General features: G+C 69.3%; 15 protein-coding genes and 1 pseudogene. 8 read left to right on the top strand and 8 right to left on the bottom strand.

Annotated elements, in window-relative coordinates:
- The 4 genes from G6N45_RS00905 to G6N45_RS00890 all read right to left on the bottom strand — a co-directional run bounded on the left by G6N45_RS00905 (position 1) and on the right by G6N45_RS00890 (position 3,015).
- Entirely contained in the window at positions 1-888 is an 888-nt protein-coding gene (locus G6N45_RS00905; RefSeq protein ID WP_163719921.1) for an SDR family oxidoreductase, read from the bottom strand.
- 67 nt (positions 889-955) lie between these two features.
- Positions 956-1,855, bottom strand: a complete 900-nt coding sequence (locus tag G6N45_RS00900; RefSeq protein WP_163719919.1) for a 1,4-dihydroxy-2-naphthoyl-CoA synthase — start codon at positions 1,853-1,855, stop codon at positions 956-958.
- Between the two features lie 3 nt (positions 1,856-1,858).
- Positions 1,859-2,299, bottom strand: a complete 441-nt coding sequence (locus G6N45_RS00895; protein ID WP_163719917.1) for a nitroreductase family deazaflavin-dependent oxidoreductase — start codon at positions 2,297-2,299, stop codon at positions 1,859-1,861.
- A gap of 20 nt (positions 2,300-2,319) precedes the next feature.
- Complete coding sequence (locus G6N45_RS00890; RefSeq protein WP_163719915.1) at positions 2,320-3,015, bottom strand: HAD family hydrolase; 696 nt, start codon at positions 3,013-3,015, stop codon at positions 2,320-2,322.
- Between the two features lie 110 nt (positions 3,016-3,125).
- Here G6N45_RS00890 and G6N45_RS00885 point away from each other — a divergent pair, with 110 nt between their 5' ends.
- On the top strand, positions 3,126-3,893 hold the full coding sequence (locus tag G6N45_RS00885; RefSeq protein ID WP_163719914.1) for a PIG-L deacetylase family protein: 768 nt from the start codon (positions 3,126-3,128) through the stop codon (positions 3,891-3,893).
- A gap of 20 nt (positions 3,894-3,913) precedes the next feature.
- Here G6N45_RS00885 and G6N45_RS00880 read toward each other — a convergent pair whose 3' ends face one another.
- Positions 3,914-5,122, bottom strand: coding sequence for an RNA polymerase sigma factor (locus G6N45_RS00880; RefSeq protein ID WP_163727555.1), 1,209 nt, complete (start codon positions 5,120-5,122; stop codon positions 3,914-3,916).
- 134 nt (positions 5,123-5,256) lie between these two features.
- Positions 5,257-6,858, bottom strand: coding sequence for a fatty-acid--CoA ligase FadD8 (gene fadD8, locus G6N45_RS00875; RefSeq protein ID WP_163719912.1), 1,602 nt, complete (start codon positions 6,856-6,858; stop codon positions 5,257-5,259).
- Positions 6,859-7,031: 173 nt separating this feature from the next.
- On the opposite strand from fadD8, the gene G6N45_RS00870 reads away from it, so the two are divergent.
- Entirely contained in the window at positions 7,032-7,802 is a 771-nt protein-coding gene (locus G6N45_RS00870) for a CAP domain-containing protein (RefSeq protein WP_163719910.1), read from the top strand.
- Between the two features lie 78 nt (positions 7,803-7,880).
- Here G6N45_RS00870 and G6N45_RS00865 read toward each other — a convergent pair whose 3' ends face one another.
- Positions 7,881-8,300, bottom strand: coding sequence for a YciI family protein (locus G6N45_RS00865; RefSeq protein WP_163719908.1), 420 nt, complete (start codon positions 8,298-8,300; stop codon positions 7,881-7,883).
- Positions 8,301-8,450: 150 nt separating this feature from the next.
- Here G6N45_RS00865 and G6N45_RS00860 point away from each other — a divergent pair, with 150 nt between their 5' ends.
- Positions 8,451-10,013, top strand: coding sequence for a long-chain-fatty-acid--CoA ligase (locus G6N45_RS00860; protein WP_163719906.1), 1,563 nt, complete (start codon positions 8,451-8,453; stop codon positions 10,011-10,013).
- On the opposite strand, the gene G6N45_RS00855 is transcribed toward G6N45_RS00860, so the two are convergent.
- Positions 10,010-10,627, bottom strand: coding sequence for an SOUL family heme-binding protein (locus G6N45_RS00855; RefSeq protein WP_163719904.1), 618 nt, complete (start codon positions 10,625-10,627; stop codon positions 10,010-10,012). The genes G6N45_RS00860 and G6N45_RS00855 overlap by 4 nt on opposite strands.
- Before the next feature lie 75 nt (positions 10,628-10,702).
- On the opposite strand from G6N45_RS00855, the gene G6N45_RS00850 reads away from it, so the two are divergent.
- The 5 genes and pseudogenes from G6N45_RS00850 to G6N45_RS00830 all read left to right on the top strand — a co-directional run bounded on the left by G6N45_RS00850 (position 10,703) and on the right by G6N45_RS00830 (position 15,718).
- The gene (locus tag G6N45_RS00850; RefSeq protein WP_163719902.1) at positions 10,703-11,656 is read left to right on the top strand and encodes an o-succinylbenzoate synthase; all 954 of its coding nucleotides are present in this window, start codon (positions 10,703-10,705) and stop codon (positions 11,654-11,656) included.
- Positions 11,657-11,709: 53 nt separating this feature from the next.
- Positions 11,710-12,672, top strand: a complete 963-nt coding sequence (locus G6N45_RS00845) for a GlxA family transcriptional regulator (RefSeq protein ID WP_163719900.1) — start codon at positions 11,710-11,712, stop codon at positions 12,670-12,672.
- 13 nt (positions 12,673-12,685) lie between these two features.
- The gene (locus G6N45_RS00840) at positions 12,686-13,408 is read left to right on the top strand and encodes a DJ-1/PfpI family protein (RefSeq protein ID WP_163719897.1); all 723 of its coding nucleotides are present in this window, start codon (positions 12,686-12,688) and stop codon (positions 13,406-13,408) included.
- Positions 13,409-13,714: 306 nt separating this feature from the next.
- Positions 13,715-14,867 (top strand): annotated as a pseudogene (locus tag G6N45_RS28350) (IS30 family transposase).
- Positions 14,868-14,935: 68 nt separating this feature from the next.
- On the top strand, positions 14,936-15,718 hold the full coding sequence (locus G6N45_RS00830; protein WP_057150536.1) for an alpha/beta fold hydrolase: 783 nt from the start codon (positions 14,936-14,938) through the stop codon (positions 15,716-15,718).

Here is a 15,718-nt window from a genome sequence, read left to right as displayed (position 1 = left end):
TCAGTCCCGCGGCTGCATGCGCTGACGTTTCATGATCGTGTCGACCGCGGCGGGGGCGATGCTGTTGATCGCGTGCGCGGTGACCGCGATGCGCGGAGCGATGCTCACCGGCCGATGCCGGGCTGCGGTGATGATCCAGCCCGCGGCCTCCTCCGCCGACAGGCCGGGCAGCCCGTCGTAGGCGCGGGTCGGCGCGATCATCGGGGTCTTCACCAGCGGGTAGTACAGCGTCGTGGAGTGCACGCCGCGGTCGCTCCACTCGGTCTCGATGATCCGGCTGATCGACGACAGCGCGGCCTTGGAGGCGTTGTAGACGCCGAACAGCGGCGGCGACTCGGTCTTCACGCCCCACGTCGAGACGTTGATGATGTGGCCGTCGCCGCGCTCGAGCATGCCGGGCGACAGCCCGCGGATCAGCCGCACCGGCCCGTAGTAGTTCAGCGCCATGGTGCGCTCGACGTCGTGCCAGCGCTCCAGCGATTCGGTCAGCGGCCGCCGGATCGAACGGCCGGCGTTGTTGACCAGGATGTCGATGCCGCCCAGCTCACCTTCGACCGTCGCGACCAGCGCATCGACCGCGTCGAGGTCGGACAGGTCGCAGGCGTGGGCGCGGGCGTCTCCGCCGGCGTCGGTGATCCGGGTGACCAGCGCGTCGAGCAGGTCCTGCCGGCGGGCGACCACGACCACGGTGGCGCCGCGGCGGGCGAGCTTCTCGGCCGCGGCCTCCCCGATGCCCGACGAGGCGCCGGTCAGCAGGATCCGCTTGCCCTTCAGGTCGATGATCTCCCGGTCGGGGCGGTACTGCAGCAGCGTCGGGATCAGCGGCGGCCGCATGCTGGTCAGCACCACCTGCTCGGCCAGCCGCCGCAGCGGGTTCTTCCGATTCACGGTCTCGTCCTCTCGTGATTTCGGCGTGGTTGTCGTCGCTCAGCGCAGACGATCACGCCGAAATCGCTCAAAAGTAGCGGGGGAACGGCGACCAGTCGGGGTCGCGCTTCTCGAGGAAGGCGTCGCGGCCCTCGACGGCTTCGTCGGTCATGTACGCCAGCCGCGTCGCCTCGCCGGCGAACAGTTGCTGGCCCACCAGCCCGTCGTCGAGCAGGTTGAACGCGTACTTGAGCATTCGGATGGCCTGCGGCGACTTGCCGTTTATCTCCGAGGCCCATTGCAGCGCAACGGTTTCCAGATCGGCGTGGTCGGCGACCTCGTTGACCGCGCCCATCGCGTGCATCTGCTCGGCGGTGTAGGACCGGCCCAGGAAGAAGATCTCGCGGGCGAACTTCTGTCCGGTCTGGCGGGCCAGATACGCCGACCCGAAGCCGCCGTCGAAGCTGCCCACGTCGGCGTCGGTCTGCTTGAACCGGGCGTGCTCGCGGGAGGCGAGCGTCAGGTCGCAGACGACGTGCAGTGAGTGACCGCCGCCTGCGGCCCAGCCGTTGACCAGACAGATCACCGGCTTGGGCATGAACCGGATGAGGCGCTGCACCTCCAGGATGTGCAGCCGGCCGGCGCGCGCCGGATCCACGGTCTCGGCGGTCTCACCTGCCGCGTACTGGTAGCCGGAGCGGCCGCGGATGCGCTGGTCGCCGCCCGAGCAGAACGCCCAGCCGCCGTCCTTGGGCGACGGGCCGTTGCCGGTCAGCAGCACCACGCCGACGTCGGAGCTCATCCGGGCGTGGTCGAGCGCGCGGTAGAGCTCGTCGACGGTGTGCGGACGGAACGCGTTGCGCACCTCCGGGCGGTCGAAGGCGACGCGCACGGTCGGCTGGCTGACGTGGCGGTGGTAGGTGATGTCGGTCAGGTCGTCGAAGCCGGCGACCGGCTCCCACAGACTGGCGTCGAACGGGTTGCTCACCCGTCAGACGCTATCGAACCGGAACACCGAGCAGCGCCCGGCCAGCGCCTCGAACTCATCCGGGTTCGGTCCGGTGACCAGTCCCGCGTTCTTCATGAAGCTCAGCCCGGTCGGCACCAGGATCGGGAACTGCCGCAGTAGCGGGCGGGCCTCCTCGGCGGGCAACTCGACCATCCGCACCGGTTCGCGCACCTTGCCGCGCGTCAGCATCGCGTGCGGGTCGGCCTGTGCGTTACGCACCCAGTCGGCGCCGGGGAAGCCGCCGACGACATAACGCTTCCCGTCGACCTCGAACGGCGTGATGGGGGTCGACCGCGGCTGGCCGGACTTTCGGCCCGTCACGGTGAGCACCATCGGCCCGTCTTTGATCAGCCCGACGCGCGAGGCGGCCATCAGGACCTTGTTCAACGGCTTGAGCCACCACGGCGGCTGGGGATCTGCCATGGTCTCGACGGTAGGCGAAGTCAGATCTGAATGCCGTGGTGCCACAGCGCGGCGACCAGCCCGTCGCGACGCTCCCGCGTCGGCAGCGGGTCGACGAGCGCGAAGGAGCAGCCCAGCGCGCGGGCGCCGCCGTCGGCCTCGTCGCTGTCGCCGACCATCAGTGCGCGCTCGGCGGCCACCCCGAGCTGCTCGAGGGCCGCGGTGAAGATGGCCGGATCGGGTTTGACGGCACCGAGTTCGAAGGACAGCACGAACGCGTCGACGTCTGCGGCCGCGCCGAGCATCTCGAATGCCGGCCGGATGTCGAACGCGATGTTGGACACCACGGCGGTCTTGATGCCGCGCTCGCGCAGACCGGCGAGCACGGTAGCGGTGTCCGGGTACGGCGTCCAGTAGGCCGGGTCGATCACCTTGGCGTACAACGCTTCTGCGTGGTGACGGGCCAGCCCGGACTCGCGCAGCACGTGCAGGTACGCCTCGCGATGGAGATGCGGGGCGAGGTCGCGGTTGACCCACGCCTGCAGCGCCTCAGGGGTCATCGAAACCGACCGGCCGGTGGGGGCGGTCAGCCGGCGCACCAATTCGGCTTGCACGTGTTCGTCCACCTCCCGGTTGTCGGGGTGGTCGAGCTCCATGCCCGCGAACCAGCTCTCGTCCTCCTCCAGTCGGAACAGGGTGCCGGAGAAGTCGAACAGCACAGCATCGATGTCGCCCACGTCCCCATCGTGCCAGGTGTGAGAACTCCCCTGAACGGCTAACCAGTCGCCATGCGCATCTTCGCGACGGCTCCGTCGCAGATCGGCGTCGTGCTCGCCGGGGCGTCGGAGTGACGGCGGCGCGCGCGGGTGAGCGAGCAGGACTGCCGGCGCAACCTGGCCCCGACGGGGGCACACCGACACAGACGTGGGTCGACGCCGGCCTGCAGTTACCGGAACTCGATCTCACGACCTGTCCGGAGCTGGTCGTCGTCGGTGCCCACCCCGACGACGAGACGCTCGGTTTCGGCGCGACGTCGGCGTTGCTCGCGGGGTACGGGGTGCGTGCGCAGATCGTGTCGGCCACCGACGGCGGTGCGGCCTACCCGGAACTGTCTCTTTTGCGACGGTATCGGCTCGAGCAGACGCGACGTGCGGAGCTGAGGCGCGCGGCCGCTGCGCTGGGTCTGTACGCGCCGATCAGCCTGGGCCTGCCCGACGGGGAAGTGGCGTTGCACGAGCAGCGTCTCGCGGATCTGCTCGTCGAGATTCTCGACGGAAAACCGGCCGGCACTTGGTGCGCGGCGCCGTGGCGGGGTGACGGCCATCCTGACCACGAGGCGGTGGGCAGGGCTGCCGCGGTAGCGGTCGAGCAGACCGGCGCGGTGTTGCTGGAGTATCCGGTGTCGATGTGGCATTGGGCGCGGCCTGGCGACACGGCGGTGCCGTGGAGCCGCGCTCACATGACACGTCTGACCGCAGCAGCGCTGGAGTGCAAGCAACGCGCGGCGCGGTGCTTCGAAAGCCAGTTCAGCGCACCGATTCTCGGCGGCGAACCGGCTCTTCCTCCGGCGGCCGCGCACCGGCTGTTCACCGTCGGTGAGGTGGCGTTTCGGTAGAGCACCGCGGTGCCCGGCGCCTAGCCACTGCGTGCGCGGTACGCTTTGTCCTGCAATACTTTTCGTTCGGCTTCATTGTCGGCCAGCGCCGCGGCGCGATCGAATTCGCCGGCCGCGTCGGCGCGCCGGCCCATGCGTGACAGGAGTTCTGCGCGCACGCTGGGCACCAGGTAGGAGCCTTCGAGCCCACGCACATCGTCGATCAAGCGCAGCGCCTCGGCGGGACCTCCCGCCGGGTCGGCCATGGCGATGGCCACCGCACGGTTCAGCTCCACCACGGGGGACGGGGCGAGCCGGCGCAGCGCGTCGTAGAGCGACACGATGCGGGCCCAGTCGGTGTCGGCGGCGGTCGGCGCGATCGCGTGGCACTCCGCCAGCGCGGCCTGCAGCGTGTACCAGCCCCACCCGGTCCCGTTGCGCTGCAGAATCTCCGATGCCCGGCGCAGCGCAGTGACGCCACGTCCGATGGCGGCGCGGTCCCAGCGGGAGCGGTCCTGGTCCTCCAGCAGGATCGGCGTTCCGTCGGCACGGGTACGTGCGCCAAGGCGCGAGGACTGGAACTCCATCAGTGCGAGGAGCCCGGCCACCTCGGCCTCGCCGGGGAGCAGGGCTGACAGCACCCGCCCCAGACGCAGTGCCTCGCTACACAATTCGTCACGGATCCAGCGCTCGCCCGAGGACGCCGAGTATCCCTCGTTGAACACCAGGTAGATCACGCTGAGCACCGCCGACAGCCGCTGGGGGTGATCGGAGCGGTCCGGAATGTCGAACGGTACCCCGGTGAGCGCCTTCTTGGCGCGTACGATGCGCTGCGCGACAGTGGCTTTCGGAACCAGGAAGGCCGCGGCGATCTCGTCGGTCGTCAGGCCGCCGACCAGGCGCAGCGTCAGGGCGATCTGGCTCTCCCTCGGCAGGCTCGGATGGGCTGCCATGAAGATCAGCCGTAGCACGTCGTCGTCGATGCGGTCGGGGTCCCACGCGACGTCGGTGACGGTTTCCAGATCGCGGGCCAGCACCGCGTATTTGGCGCCGAGGTTGTCGCTGCGGCGCCAGTGGTCGATGGCCTTGCGCTTGGCGACGGCGGTGAGCCACGCGCCGGGGTTGCGCGGCACACCGCGCTCGGGCCACTGCGTCAGTGCGTCGACCAGTGCTTCGGCCGCGAGGTCCTCCGCGAAGCTGACATCGCCGACAGCGGCGGTCAGCGTCGCGACGATCTTCGCGGCCTCCATCCGCCACACCGCGTCGACGGTGCGCTGGACGTCCGGATCGCTGGCCACCACGTGCCTATTTCCGGCGAGCAGACACAAACTCGCACTCGACACGCGTGGAACGTGCGAGTTCGCGTCTGCTCGGCACGAGGCGGTCAGCCGACCGAACGACCCGCACCCTCCCAGAACTGCGCCCGCACCGCCTTCTTGTCCGGCTTGCCCAGCGCGGTCACCGGCACGGAATCCACGACGATCACCTGTTTGGGTGTGTGCACCGAGCCCTTGCGCTCCTTGACGGCCACCTGGATCTCCGTGGTCATCGTGGCCACCGCAGTCTCGTCGGTCGCCGCATCTGGCCGCAGCACCACCACGGCCGTCACCGCCTCGCCCCACTTCTCGTCGGGCGTGCCGATCACGCACACCTGCGCGACCGAAGGGTGTTCGGCCACAACGTCTTCCACCTCCCGCGGGAATACGTTGAAGCCGCCGGTGACGATCATGTCCTTGGTGCGGTCGACGATGTAGTAGAAGCCGTCGGAGTCTTCGCGGGCGAGGTCTCCGGTGTGCATCCACCCGTCCCGGAAGGTGTCGGCGGTGGCGTCGGGCAGCTTCCAGTACCCGCCCGACAGCAGCGGCCCGGACACGCAGATCTCGCCCACCTCGCCCTGGGGCACCGGTTGGCCGTCGTCACCGAGCAGCGCCACCCGCGCGAACAGCGTCGGCCGTCCGCACGAGGTCAGCCGCTTCTCGTCGTGGTCCTCCTTGGCCAGGTACGTGATCACCATCGGCGCCTCGGACTGCCCGTAGTACTGCGCGAAGATCGGTCCGAACCGCCGGATCGCCTCCTTCAGCCGCACCGGATTCATCGCCGAGGCCCCGTAGTACACGGTCTCCAGCGACGACAGGTCGCGGGTGTGCGAGTCGGGGTGGTCCATCAGCGCATAGATCATCGACGGCACCAGCATGGTGGCGGTGATCTTCTGCTCCTCGATGACGCGCAGCACCTCGGCCGGATCGAACTTCGTCAGCACGATCAGCTCGCCGCCCTTGACGATCACCGGCGTGAAGAAGGCCGCGCCCGCATGCGACAGCGGCGTGCACATCAGGAAGCGCGGGTTCTCCGGCCACTCCCATTCGGCCAACTGCACGGTCGTCATCGTGGTGATCGACTGCGTCGTGCCCATCACGCCCTTGGGCTTGCCGGTGGTGCCGCCGGTGTAAGTCAGCCCGCCGATGTGGTCGGGCGGCAGATCGGCCGCGACCAGTGGCTGCGGCGAATACTTCGCGGCTTCGGCGCTGAGATCGACGGCGGCGACCTCGGCTAGCTCGGCCGGAACCGGACCGATGGTCAGGATCTGCTCGAGGGAGGGCACCTTCTCGAGCAGGCCCAGTGCCCGCTCGACGAACATCGGATTGGGATCGATGATCAGCGAGGTCACCTCTGCGTCGGCGAGCACGTAGGCGTGGTCGTCCAGCGACCCCAGAGGGTGTAGTGCGGTGCGGCGGTATCCCTGCGTCTGGCCGGCGCCGATGATCATCAGCACCTCGGGCCGGTTGAGCGACAGCAGCCCGACCGCGGCGCCGGTGCCCGCGCCCAGCGCTTCGAACGCCTGGATGTACTGGCTGATGCGATCGGCCAGCTCACCGCCGGTGAGCGTGGTGTCGCCGAGGAACAGCACGGGCCGGTCCCGGTGGCGCTTCAGCGCGCCGACGGTCAGGTGGCCGGAGTGCAGGGGATGCCGCAGCAGATCACTCATGGCCTACAGATTAGAACGTGTTCCAATTTTAGTCACCAGGCCGGTACCCACAGCGCCGTCGGCTGGGGCGGCACAAGTCGCGTAGTCGACTACGCGCGATCGTGCCTACGAGCGGCGAAACACTTCCCTCGACGGCAGGCAGAGCGTCGGCCGCACCGAGGGGAGAACTTCTGATGAGCACCCGAACTGCCGTATCGCTGGCTCTGGCCACCGCATTCGCCGGCTCGCTCGCAGCGATGCCGGTCGCCCACGCCGACCCGCTGGACGCGATCATCAACACCGTCAACAAGGACCGTCCGGCGCGGTGCCCGGCGCTGCGGTACGACAGGGGGGTTCTCGAAGGCGCCGCCCAGACGTATGCGCGTTCGGAGAACCCGGTCGACGGACAGCCGGCCGGATACAACGGGCGGACGCTGGCATTCCTCGGCTCCGGTGACCCGCAGGCGGCGGCGACGACGAGCGCGTACTCGCGCGGCGCGGGAGGGGTGATCACCAACTGCGACTTCACCGACTTCGGCGTGGGCTTCGTCCGGCACGAGGACCGTGAGGTCGACGTGGTGACGATCGTGTTGGGCTCACCGGCCAAGCCGGTGGAGGCGCCGCCGGTCGCCAAAGGCCCCGATTCCGCGCCCGTGGTCGTACCCGACGCCCCGAAGCCCGACCCCGTCGCGCCTACCGACGCCATCCGGGTGTCGTTCGACCGCGGGATCACCTGGACGGTGAACGTCACCAACTCCTCCGCGCTGGCCGGCACGTGCACCTACGTCGCGACCAACCCGGTGCTGCCGGGGGTCAACAAGACGTTCTCGATCGGTCCCAACGGCAGCACCAGCTTCCCGGTGCTCGCGCCGCCGCCGCTGTCGACGTACCACGTGAGCGTGTCCTGCAGGGGCGACTTCACCGGCAAGAACGTCGAATTCGGTCACGTCGAACAGGACGTGTAATTGCCGAACTTGCATTCCGGCAGGGGTTCTCTCGCACTTCCCCTGCCGGAATGCAGTTTCGGCGAAGAGGGGGGCCGCTCAGCCCGGGTAGCCCTCCTTCTTCCACTGCATCTCCTTCTGCACCCACTCGTTGTCCTGCGGGAATTCCTCGGTCTCGGTGATGCGCCGGACCTCGAGTCGCGCGCCGTAGCCGAGTGGGCACTTGAGCGCCCACTGCTTGGCCTCCTCGATCGACGACACGCCCAGCACCCAGAACCCGTTGAACAGTTCTTTGGCCTCGGTGTACGGGCCGTCGGTGATCACCGGTGTCTCGGCGTCGAAGTTCACGACGAAACCCTCCTCGGGTCCCGCGAGACCTTCCCCTGCGAGCAGCACCCCGGCTTTGAGGAGTTCCTCGTTGTAGCGGCCCATCGCTGCGATGACGTCGTTGAAGTCGACGATCTCCATGGCCTTCTCGGCCGCGGGGGTGGATCGCAGGATCAGCATGTAGCGGGTCATGGTCTCTCCTTCTTCTCGGTGGGAAGGGCTTGCCAGCTCTTGTTCAGGATGCCCTTCACCCACTCGTCGATCGGCGCAGGCGCAAATCGACATCGCCGGGAAGAAAAGTTTCGCCGCGGGGCACGCGCGGGCGTGGCACGCTTGTCGACCATGGCCGATCTGCCCGAACCCCGCTTTCTCGACGAACGCGTCGCCCACTGGGCGGCCACCACGCCCGACGCCGAGGCGATGGACTATTTCGACCGCAACTGGACCTGGGCGCAGTGGGACGACCGGATCCGGCGACTGGCCGGCGCACTGACCGAGCGCGGCGTCCGGCGCGGCGACGTCGTGGCCTTCCTCGACAAGAACCACCCCGCGTGCGTCGAGACGACGATCGCCGCCGCGTCGCTGGGCGCGGCCACCGCGATCATCAACTTCCGGTTGGCCGCCGACGAACTCGACTACGTACTCAACGACTCTGGCGCCAAGGTGCTCATCGTGGGCGCCGAGTTCATGCCGTCCATCGACCGGATCCGCGACGAGCTGACCAATGTCGAGCACGTCATCGCGGTGACGCCGGAAGGTGACGACGAGTACGAGAAGATGCTGGCGGACTCCACGCCGGTGCAGCGCTCCGAGGACGTGGAACCGGGCGACGTCGCGATCATCATGTACTCCTCGGGCACCACCGGTCGGCCCAAGGGTGTCGAGCTCACCCAGGCCAACATCATCGCCCACACCGTCAACGCCCACGAAGGCTTCGAATTCGACGAGGGCGACAAGAACATGGTGTCGATGCCGCTGTTCCACGTCGGCGGATCGTCCTACGTGCAGTTCGGCATTCACGACGGCTTCCCCAGCGTGATGACGCGCGACGTCGACGGCGCGGCGCTGGCGGGGGCGATCCTCAAGGGCGCCAACCGCACCTTCCTGGTGCCGGCCGTGCTCGCCAAGGTGCTCGAGTCGGGCGAGGACGCGGTCAAGCTGTTCAGCGCGCTCAAGACCTACGCCTACGGTGCGTCGCCGATGCCGCTGCCCCTGCTGCGTCAGGCATTGCAGGCCTGGCCGGACACCGATTTCATCCAGGCCTACGGGCTCACCGAGGTGTGCGGTGTGATCAGCCATCTGCTGCCCGAGGCGCACCGCGATCCCGGCCGCGAGGAGCGGCTCTCGAGCGCGGGCACGCTGGTGCCCAACGCCGAGGTGCGGGTCGTCGACCCCGACACGCTCGAGGATGTGCCCACTGGTGAGCAGGGCGAATTGTGGTTCCGGACACCTCAACTGATGAAGGGCTACCACAACAAGCCCGACGCCACCGCCGAGGCGATCACCGAGGACGGCTGGTTCCGCACCGGCGACATCGGCCGGGTGGACGACGGCGGCTACATCTTCGTCGAGGACCGGCTCAAGGACATGATCATCTCCGGCGGCGAGAACATCTACTCGATCGAGGTCGAGCGGGTGCTCGCCGAGCACGAGGCGGTGGTCGAGGTCGCGGTGATCGGCGTGCCCGATGAGAGGTGGGGCGAGGTCGTCAAGGCGGTCGTCGTGGTCGAGTCCGAGGTCTCCGAGTCCGACCTGATCGCGTTCGCCCGCGAGCGGCTGGCCGCCTACAAGTGCCCCAAGTCCGTCGACATCACCGACGAACTGCCCCGCAACCCCACCGGCAAGGTCCTGAAAAAGGAACTGCGCAAACCGCATTGGGACGGCCGAGACCGTACGACGGTCTAGATGCCGACGACGACCTCGTTGCGCCGCCGGAACGGCAACGTCCACGGCGGATCGTAGAACCACGCGGTCGTCTCGCCGACGGGCTCGATGCCCTTGTCGCGCAGCGTCGTGCGCAACTCCTCGCTGCGCGCGGCTACGGCGGCCGCGCTGCGGTCACCGGTGAACGTCAGCACCGCGACGGTCTGCGGCGGCACCGGAACCAGCCGAACGGTCTCGTCGTCCGGTTCGGGAAGGGTCTCCATCGACCACTTCGACGGCATGAAGAACCGCACCGTCCAGCCGTCCTCGGCGCTGCCCGTCTGGGAGACCGGCGCGGTCATCGCGATCGACTCCTTGGCGGACTGCTGGCTCACCGGCGCGGTCATCGCGATCTCGGTGTCGCGGTGGTTGCCACCGAAGATGTAGCCCGCGAGCCGGCGGAAGCCGGTGTTGAGGGCTTTCTGCTTGTCCCCGGTCACGGTGGTCTCGGCGGCGATCCGCGAGCCGTACTGCCGGATCTCGACGGTGTCGGTCAGCGGCCGCCTGATGTAGTGGGGCTCCTCGACGGTCCGCACGCCGACGATCGACAACGCTGACTCCCCGACCTGCCCGGCGAACTTCAGAATGGGATTCACGGCAGTCTCCTTCCCGAAAACTCACTGGACTATTCGCCGCCGATCCGCCTGCAGATGGGTCCTAAGGTCGAAGCGATGGACCTCGCCGACATCCTCGACCGTGTGCACGTCGTCGCCCTGCCGATGCGCGTGCGCTTCCGGGGCATCACCACACGGGAGGTCGCGCTGATCGACGGCCCGGCCGGCTGGGGCGAGTTCGGGGCATTCGTCGAGTACGGGCCCGCCGAGGCCGCGCACTGGCTCGCCGCCGGCCTCGAGGCCGCCTACCAGCCGTTGCCGCCGACACAGCGGGACCGCATACCGATCAACGCGACGGTCCCCGCGGTGCCGGCCGCGCAGGTCCCGGAGGTGCTGGCCCGGTTCCCGGGCGCGCGCACCGCCAAGGTGAAGGTCGCCGAACCCGGGCAGTCGCTGGCGGACGACGTCGCGCGCGTCAACGCCGTACGCGCCGTCGTACCGACGGTGCGGGTGGACGCCAACGGCGGCTGGAGCGTCGAGGACGCCGTCGCCGCGGCCGCGGCCCTGACCGCCGACGGACCGCTGGAGTACCTCGAGCAGCCGTGCGCGACGGTGCCCGAACTGGCGGCGGTGCGCCGCCGCGTCGACGTCCCGGTCGCCGCCGACGAGAGCATCCGCAAGGCCGACGACCCGCTGCACGTGGTGCGCTCGGGTGCGGCCGACGTCGCCGTGCTGAAGGTGGCGCCGCTGGGCGGGGTGCGGGCCATGCTGGCGATCGCCGCGCAGATCGACATTCCGGTGGTGGTGTCGAGCGCGCTGGACTCGGCGGTGGGGATCGGCGCCGGTCTGGTCGCCGCGGGATGTCTGCCCGAGCTGCGGCACGCCTGCGGGCTTGGCACCGGGGGCCTGTTCGTCGATGACGTCGCCGCACCTGCACCGCCCGTCGACGGCTTCCTGCCCGCGGCCGCGGTGACCCCGGATCCCGCGCGCATCGCCGCGTTGGCGGCGCCGGCCGCGCGTCGGCAGTGGTGGCTCGAGCGGATCCGGGAGTGCTACCCACTCCTGTCCTGATCTGTGGGGTGCATGGCCTGGACGCCATCGCGGCCGACGCCGAGACTGAGCACATGACGCGCCAGGTCCTGATCCTCGGCTTCGAGGGTGTGCAGGCGCTCAACATGGTGGGGCCGTTCGAGGTGTTCACCGGGGCGTCGCTCTATGCGCACGCTCAAGGCGCCGACGGCTACGACGTCCGTGTCGTCTCCGCGCACGGTGCGCCGGTCAGCACCGGCACCGGGCTGACGCTCGTCGCCGACCCGCTGCCCGATCCCGCGGTGCCGGTCGACACCGTGGTGCTCCCCGGCGGGTTCGGCACCGAGACGGCGCGCAAGGATCCCGAGCTGATCGACTGGATCGCCGCCGTGGCCCCGCACGCGCGCCGCGTGGTGAGCGTGTGCACCGGTGCCGTGCTCGCCGCGCAGGCCGGCCTGCTCGACGGCTGCGTCGCCACCACGCACTGGGCGTTCGCCCCGCAGATGGCGTCGGAGTTCCCCGCGATCACCGTCGACCCGGACCCCATCTTCGTCCGCAGCTCGTCGACGGTGTGGACGGCCGCGGGCGTCACCGCGGGCATCGACCTGGCGCTGGCGCTCGTCGAGGACGACCACGGCACCGAGGCCGCGCAGACGGTGGCCCGCTACCTGGTGATGTACCTGCGCAGGCCGGGCGGGCAGACGCAGTTCGCCGCGCCGGTGTGGATGCCGCGCGCCAGGCGCACCCCGATCCGCGACGTGCAGGAGACCATCGAGGCCGCACCCGGCGGCGCCCACAGCATCGCCGAGTTGGCGCGCCGCGCGGCGATGAGTCCGCGGCACTTCACCCGGGTGTTCACCGAGGAGGTCGGCGAGGCGCCCGGCGCCTACGTCGAACGCGTCCGCGTCGAGGCGGCCCGCCGTCAGCTCGAGGAGACCGACGACCCCGTCACCGTCATCGCCGCGCGCTGCGGGTTCGGCTCCTCGGAGACGTTGCGCCGCAACTTCGTCCGCCGTCTCGGGGTTTCGCCCGACCAGTATCGAAAGACGTTCGCCTGAAGGGAGATCGGCCATGCAGGTCGCGATCGTGCTCTATCCCGGGTTCACCGCGCTTGACTTCATCGGCCCGTACGAATGCCTGCGTTGGCTGCCCGACACCGAGGTCCGCTTCGTCTGGCACGAGCCGGGTCCCGTCGCCGCGGACTCCCAGGTGCTGCTCGTCGGCGCCACCCACAGCTTCGGTGAGACGCCGTCGCCGGACATCGTGCTGATCCCCGGCGGGATGACCACGCTCGAGCACGCCCGCGACAAGACAGTGCTCGACTGGGTGCGGCGCGCGCACGCGACGTCGACGTGGACCGCGTCGGTGTGCTCGGGGTCGGTGATCCTGGCGGCCGCGGGTCTGCTCGACGGCAAGCGGGCGACGTCGCACTGGGCGGCGCTGCCGGTGCTACGGACGTTCGGGGCGGTGCCGGTCGGTGACGAGCGGATCGTGGCTGCCGACGACCGCGTCGTCACCTGTGCAGGGGTGTCGGCGGGCATCGACCTCGGGCTGTGGCTGGCCGGCCGTATCGGCGGGGAGGCCAGGGCGAAGGCCATCCAGCTGTCGATGGAGTACGACCCGCAGCCGCCGTTCGACTCCGGGCACATGTCGAAGGCGTCGGCGTCGACCAAGGCCGCCGCCACCGCGCTGATGAGCCGCGACCTGGCCAAACCCGCCGCGATCGCGGCGGCCGGCGGCCTGATGTGGGACGCCGCGCTGCATTCCGTGCGACTTCGGCGTGCTCGTCGCTGACGCCGAGACTGCGCACAGGGCGTGATTTTGGGGCTCAGACTCAATCGGTCGTTGCAGCACCTGATTCGTAAGGGGTGTTGTTCGATGGGGTTTCGCAAGCAGGGCAGCAAAGAGGTGCCCGGGCCGGCACGCGAGGTGTTTCTGGAGGCGTTGAGGTCGGGGTTGTCGCAGTCGGCGGCGGCGACGGTGGCCGGGGTGTCCCATCAGACGGGCTGTCAGTGGGCCGGTGCCGCCGGGATCGCTGCCGATAACCGGCATCACGGGCTGCGGTATTCGGCGGCGGCGCGCGCGGTGTTCTGGGCGGCGATGCATTCCGGGGGATCGACAACTGAGGCGGCCCTGCTGGCCGGCGTGTCGGAGAACGCCGCGCTGCGCTGGGTCAAACAGGCTGGGTACGTGCCCAGAACCCCCGTGCTTGCCGTGGTCGAACCCGACCGATCGCAGCGCCCGCGCGCGCCGTTGGCGTTCACCGAACGCTGCCGGCTCGAGGAGTTGCTCGAGACCGGTTACACCCCCGAACGGGCGGCCGGGCTGCTGCAGCGTCATCGCGACACGATCGGTCGCGAGCTCGTCCGCGGGGCGACCGGCTCGGGGTATCGGGCCCGGGTCGGCCAGGACGTCGCCGAGCAGAAACGCACACGACCCAAACCACGGCGGCTGGAGTCGCGGCCTGCGTTATTGGCAGAGGTTCTGCAAGGCTTGGAGCACAAGCACAGCCCCGAGCAGATCGCGGGCCGGCTGCGCCAGGACTTCCCCGACGATCCGGAGATGTGGGTGTCACACGAAACGATCTACCAAGCCCTCTACGTCCAACCCGCGGCGAGTTGGCCCGGCTGGTCAAGACCGCGCTGCGCACCGGTCGGGTGCGACGAAAACCACACGGCCGCAACACCGCTGACGGCCGAGGCAAGATCCGCGACATGATCAACATCAGCGAGCGGCCCGCTGAGCCGCCGACCGCGCGATCCCGGGCCACTGGGAGGGGGACCTGATCCTGGGCAGTACCGCCTCAGGCTCGGCGATCGGCACCCTGGTCGAGCGCACCACCGGCTTCGTGGTGCTGCTGCACCTGCCCGATGACCGCACCGCGGCCACCCTGGCCGAGGCGATGGCGGTCAAGATTCCCGACATTCCCGAGATCCTGCGCCGCTCGTTGACCTGGGATCAAGGCAGCGAAATGGCGCTACACACCAAGATCACCGAAGCCACCGGACTACCGATCTACTTCTGTGACCCGCACAGCCCCTGGCAGCGCGGCACCAATGAGAACACCAACGGACTGCTGCGCCAGTACTTCCCCAAAGGCACTGACCTGTCGTTTTACGGGCCCGGATGGCTTGACCAGGTCGCCGCCGAACTCAACGCGCGACCCCGCAAACGCCTCGGCTGGCGGACCCCCGCCGAAGAACTCGACCGACTACTCTCAGACCCGTCCACATTCGCTGCAGCGACCGCCTGAATTCAAGGGGTGATTCCTCACCCTGGGCGCAGTCTCGACGTCTCCTGCAGTCCAGTAGCCTCGTCGGGGTGAATTTGGCCTACGACGACCGCGGCACCGGCGATCCGGTGCTCTTCATCGCCGGTCGCGGGGGAGCGGGCCGCACCTGGCACCTGCATCAGGTGCCCGTCTTCGCCCGCGCGGGCTACCGATGTGTGACGTTCGACAACCGCGGGGTCGGTGCGACCGAGAACGCCGACGGCTTCACCACCGAGACGATGGTCGGCGACGTCGTCGACATCATCGAGCGACTCGGCCTGGCCCCGGTGCGCATCGTCGCGCTGTCGATGGGCTCCTACATCGCCCAGGAGCTGATGGTGGCCCGCCCCGAACTGGTGCGTTCGGCGGTGCTGATGGCCACCCGCGGCCGCCACGACCGCACCCGCGATTTCTTCTGGAAGGGTGAGCAGGCGCTGGCCGACTCCGGGATCGAGCTCCCGGTCGATTTCGAGGCGAAAGTCCGCCTGCTCGAGAGCTTTTCACCGAAGACCCTGAACGACGACAACGCCATCCGGGACTGGATCGACATGTTCACGATGTGGCCGCAGAAGCCGACGCCCGGCATGCGGACGCAGCTGTCGATCGCGCCGCAGAGCAGCCGGCTGGCCGCCTACCAGAATGTGCAGACCCCGGCGCTGGTGATCGGGTTCGCCGACGACGTCGTGCTGCCGTCCTACCTCGGCCGCGAGGTCGCCAACGCGATGCCCAACGCGACGTTCCTGGAGATCCCCGGCACCGGCCACCTCGGCTTCATCGAGAAGCCCCAGGTGGTCAACACCGCGATCCTCAATTTCTTCGCCGATACGCTGTAG

Source organism: Mycolicibacterium psychrotolerans, assembly GCF_010729305.1.
Lineage (GTDB): Bacteria > Actinomycetota > Actinomycetes > Mycobacteriales > Mycobacteriaceae > Mycobacterium > Mycobacterium psychrotolerans.
Note: the sequence above shows the minus strand (reverse complement) of the source record. Positions and strands in the feature narration are given on the sequence as shown.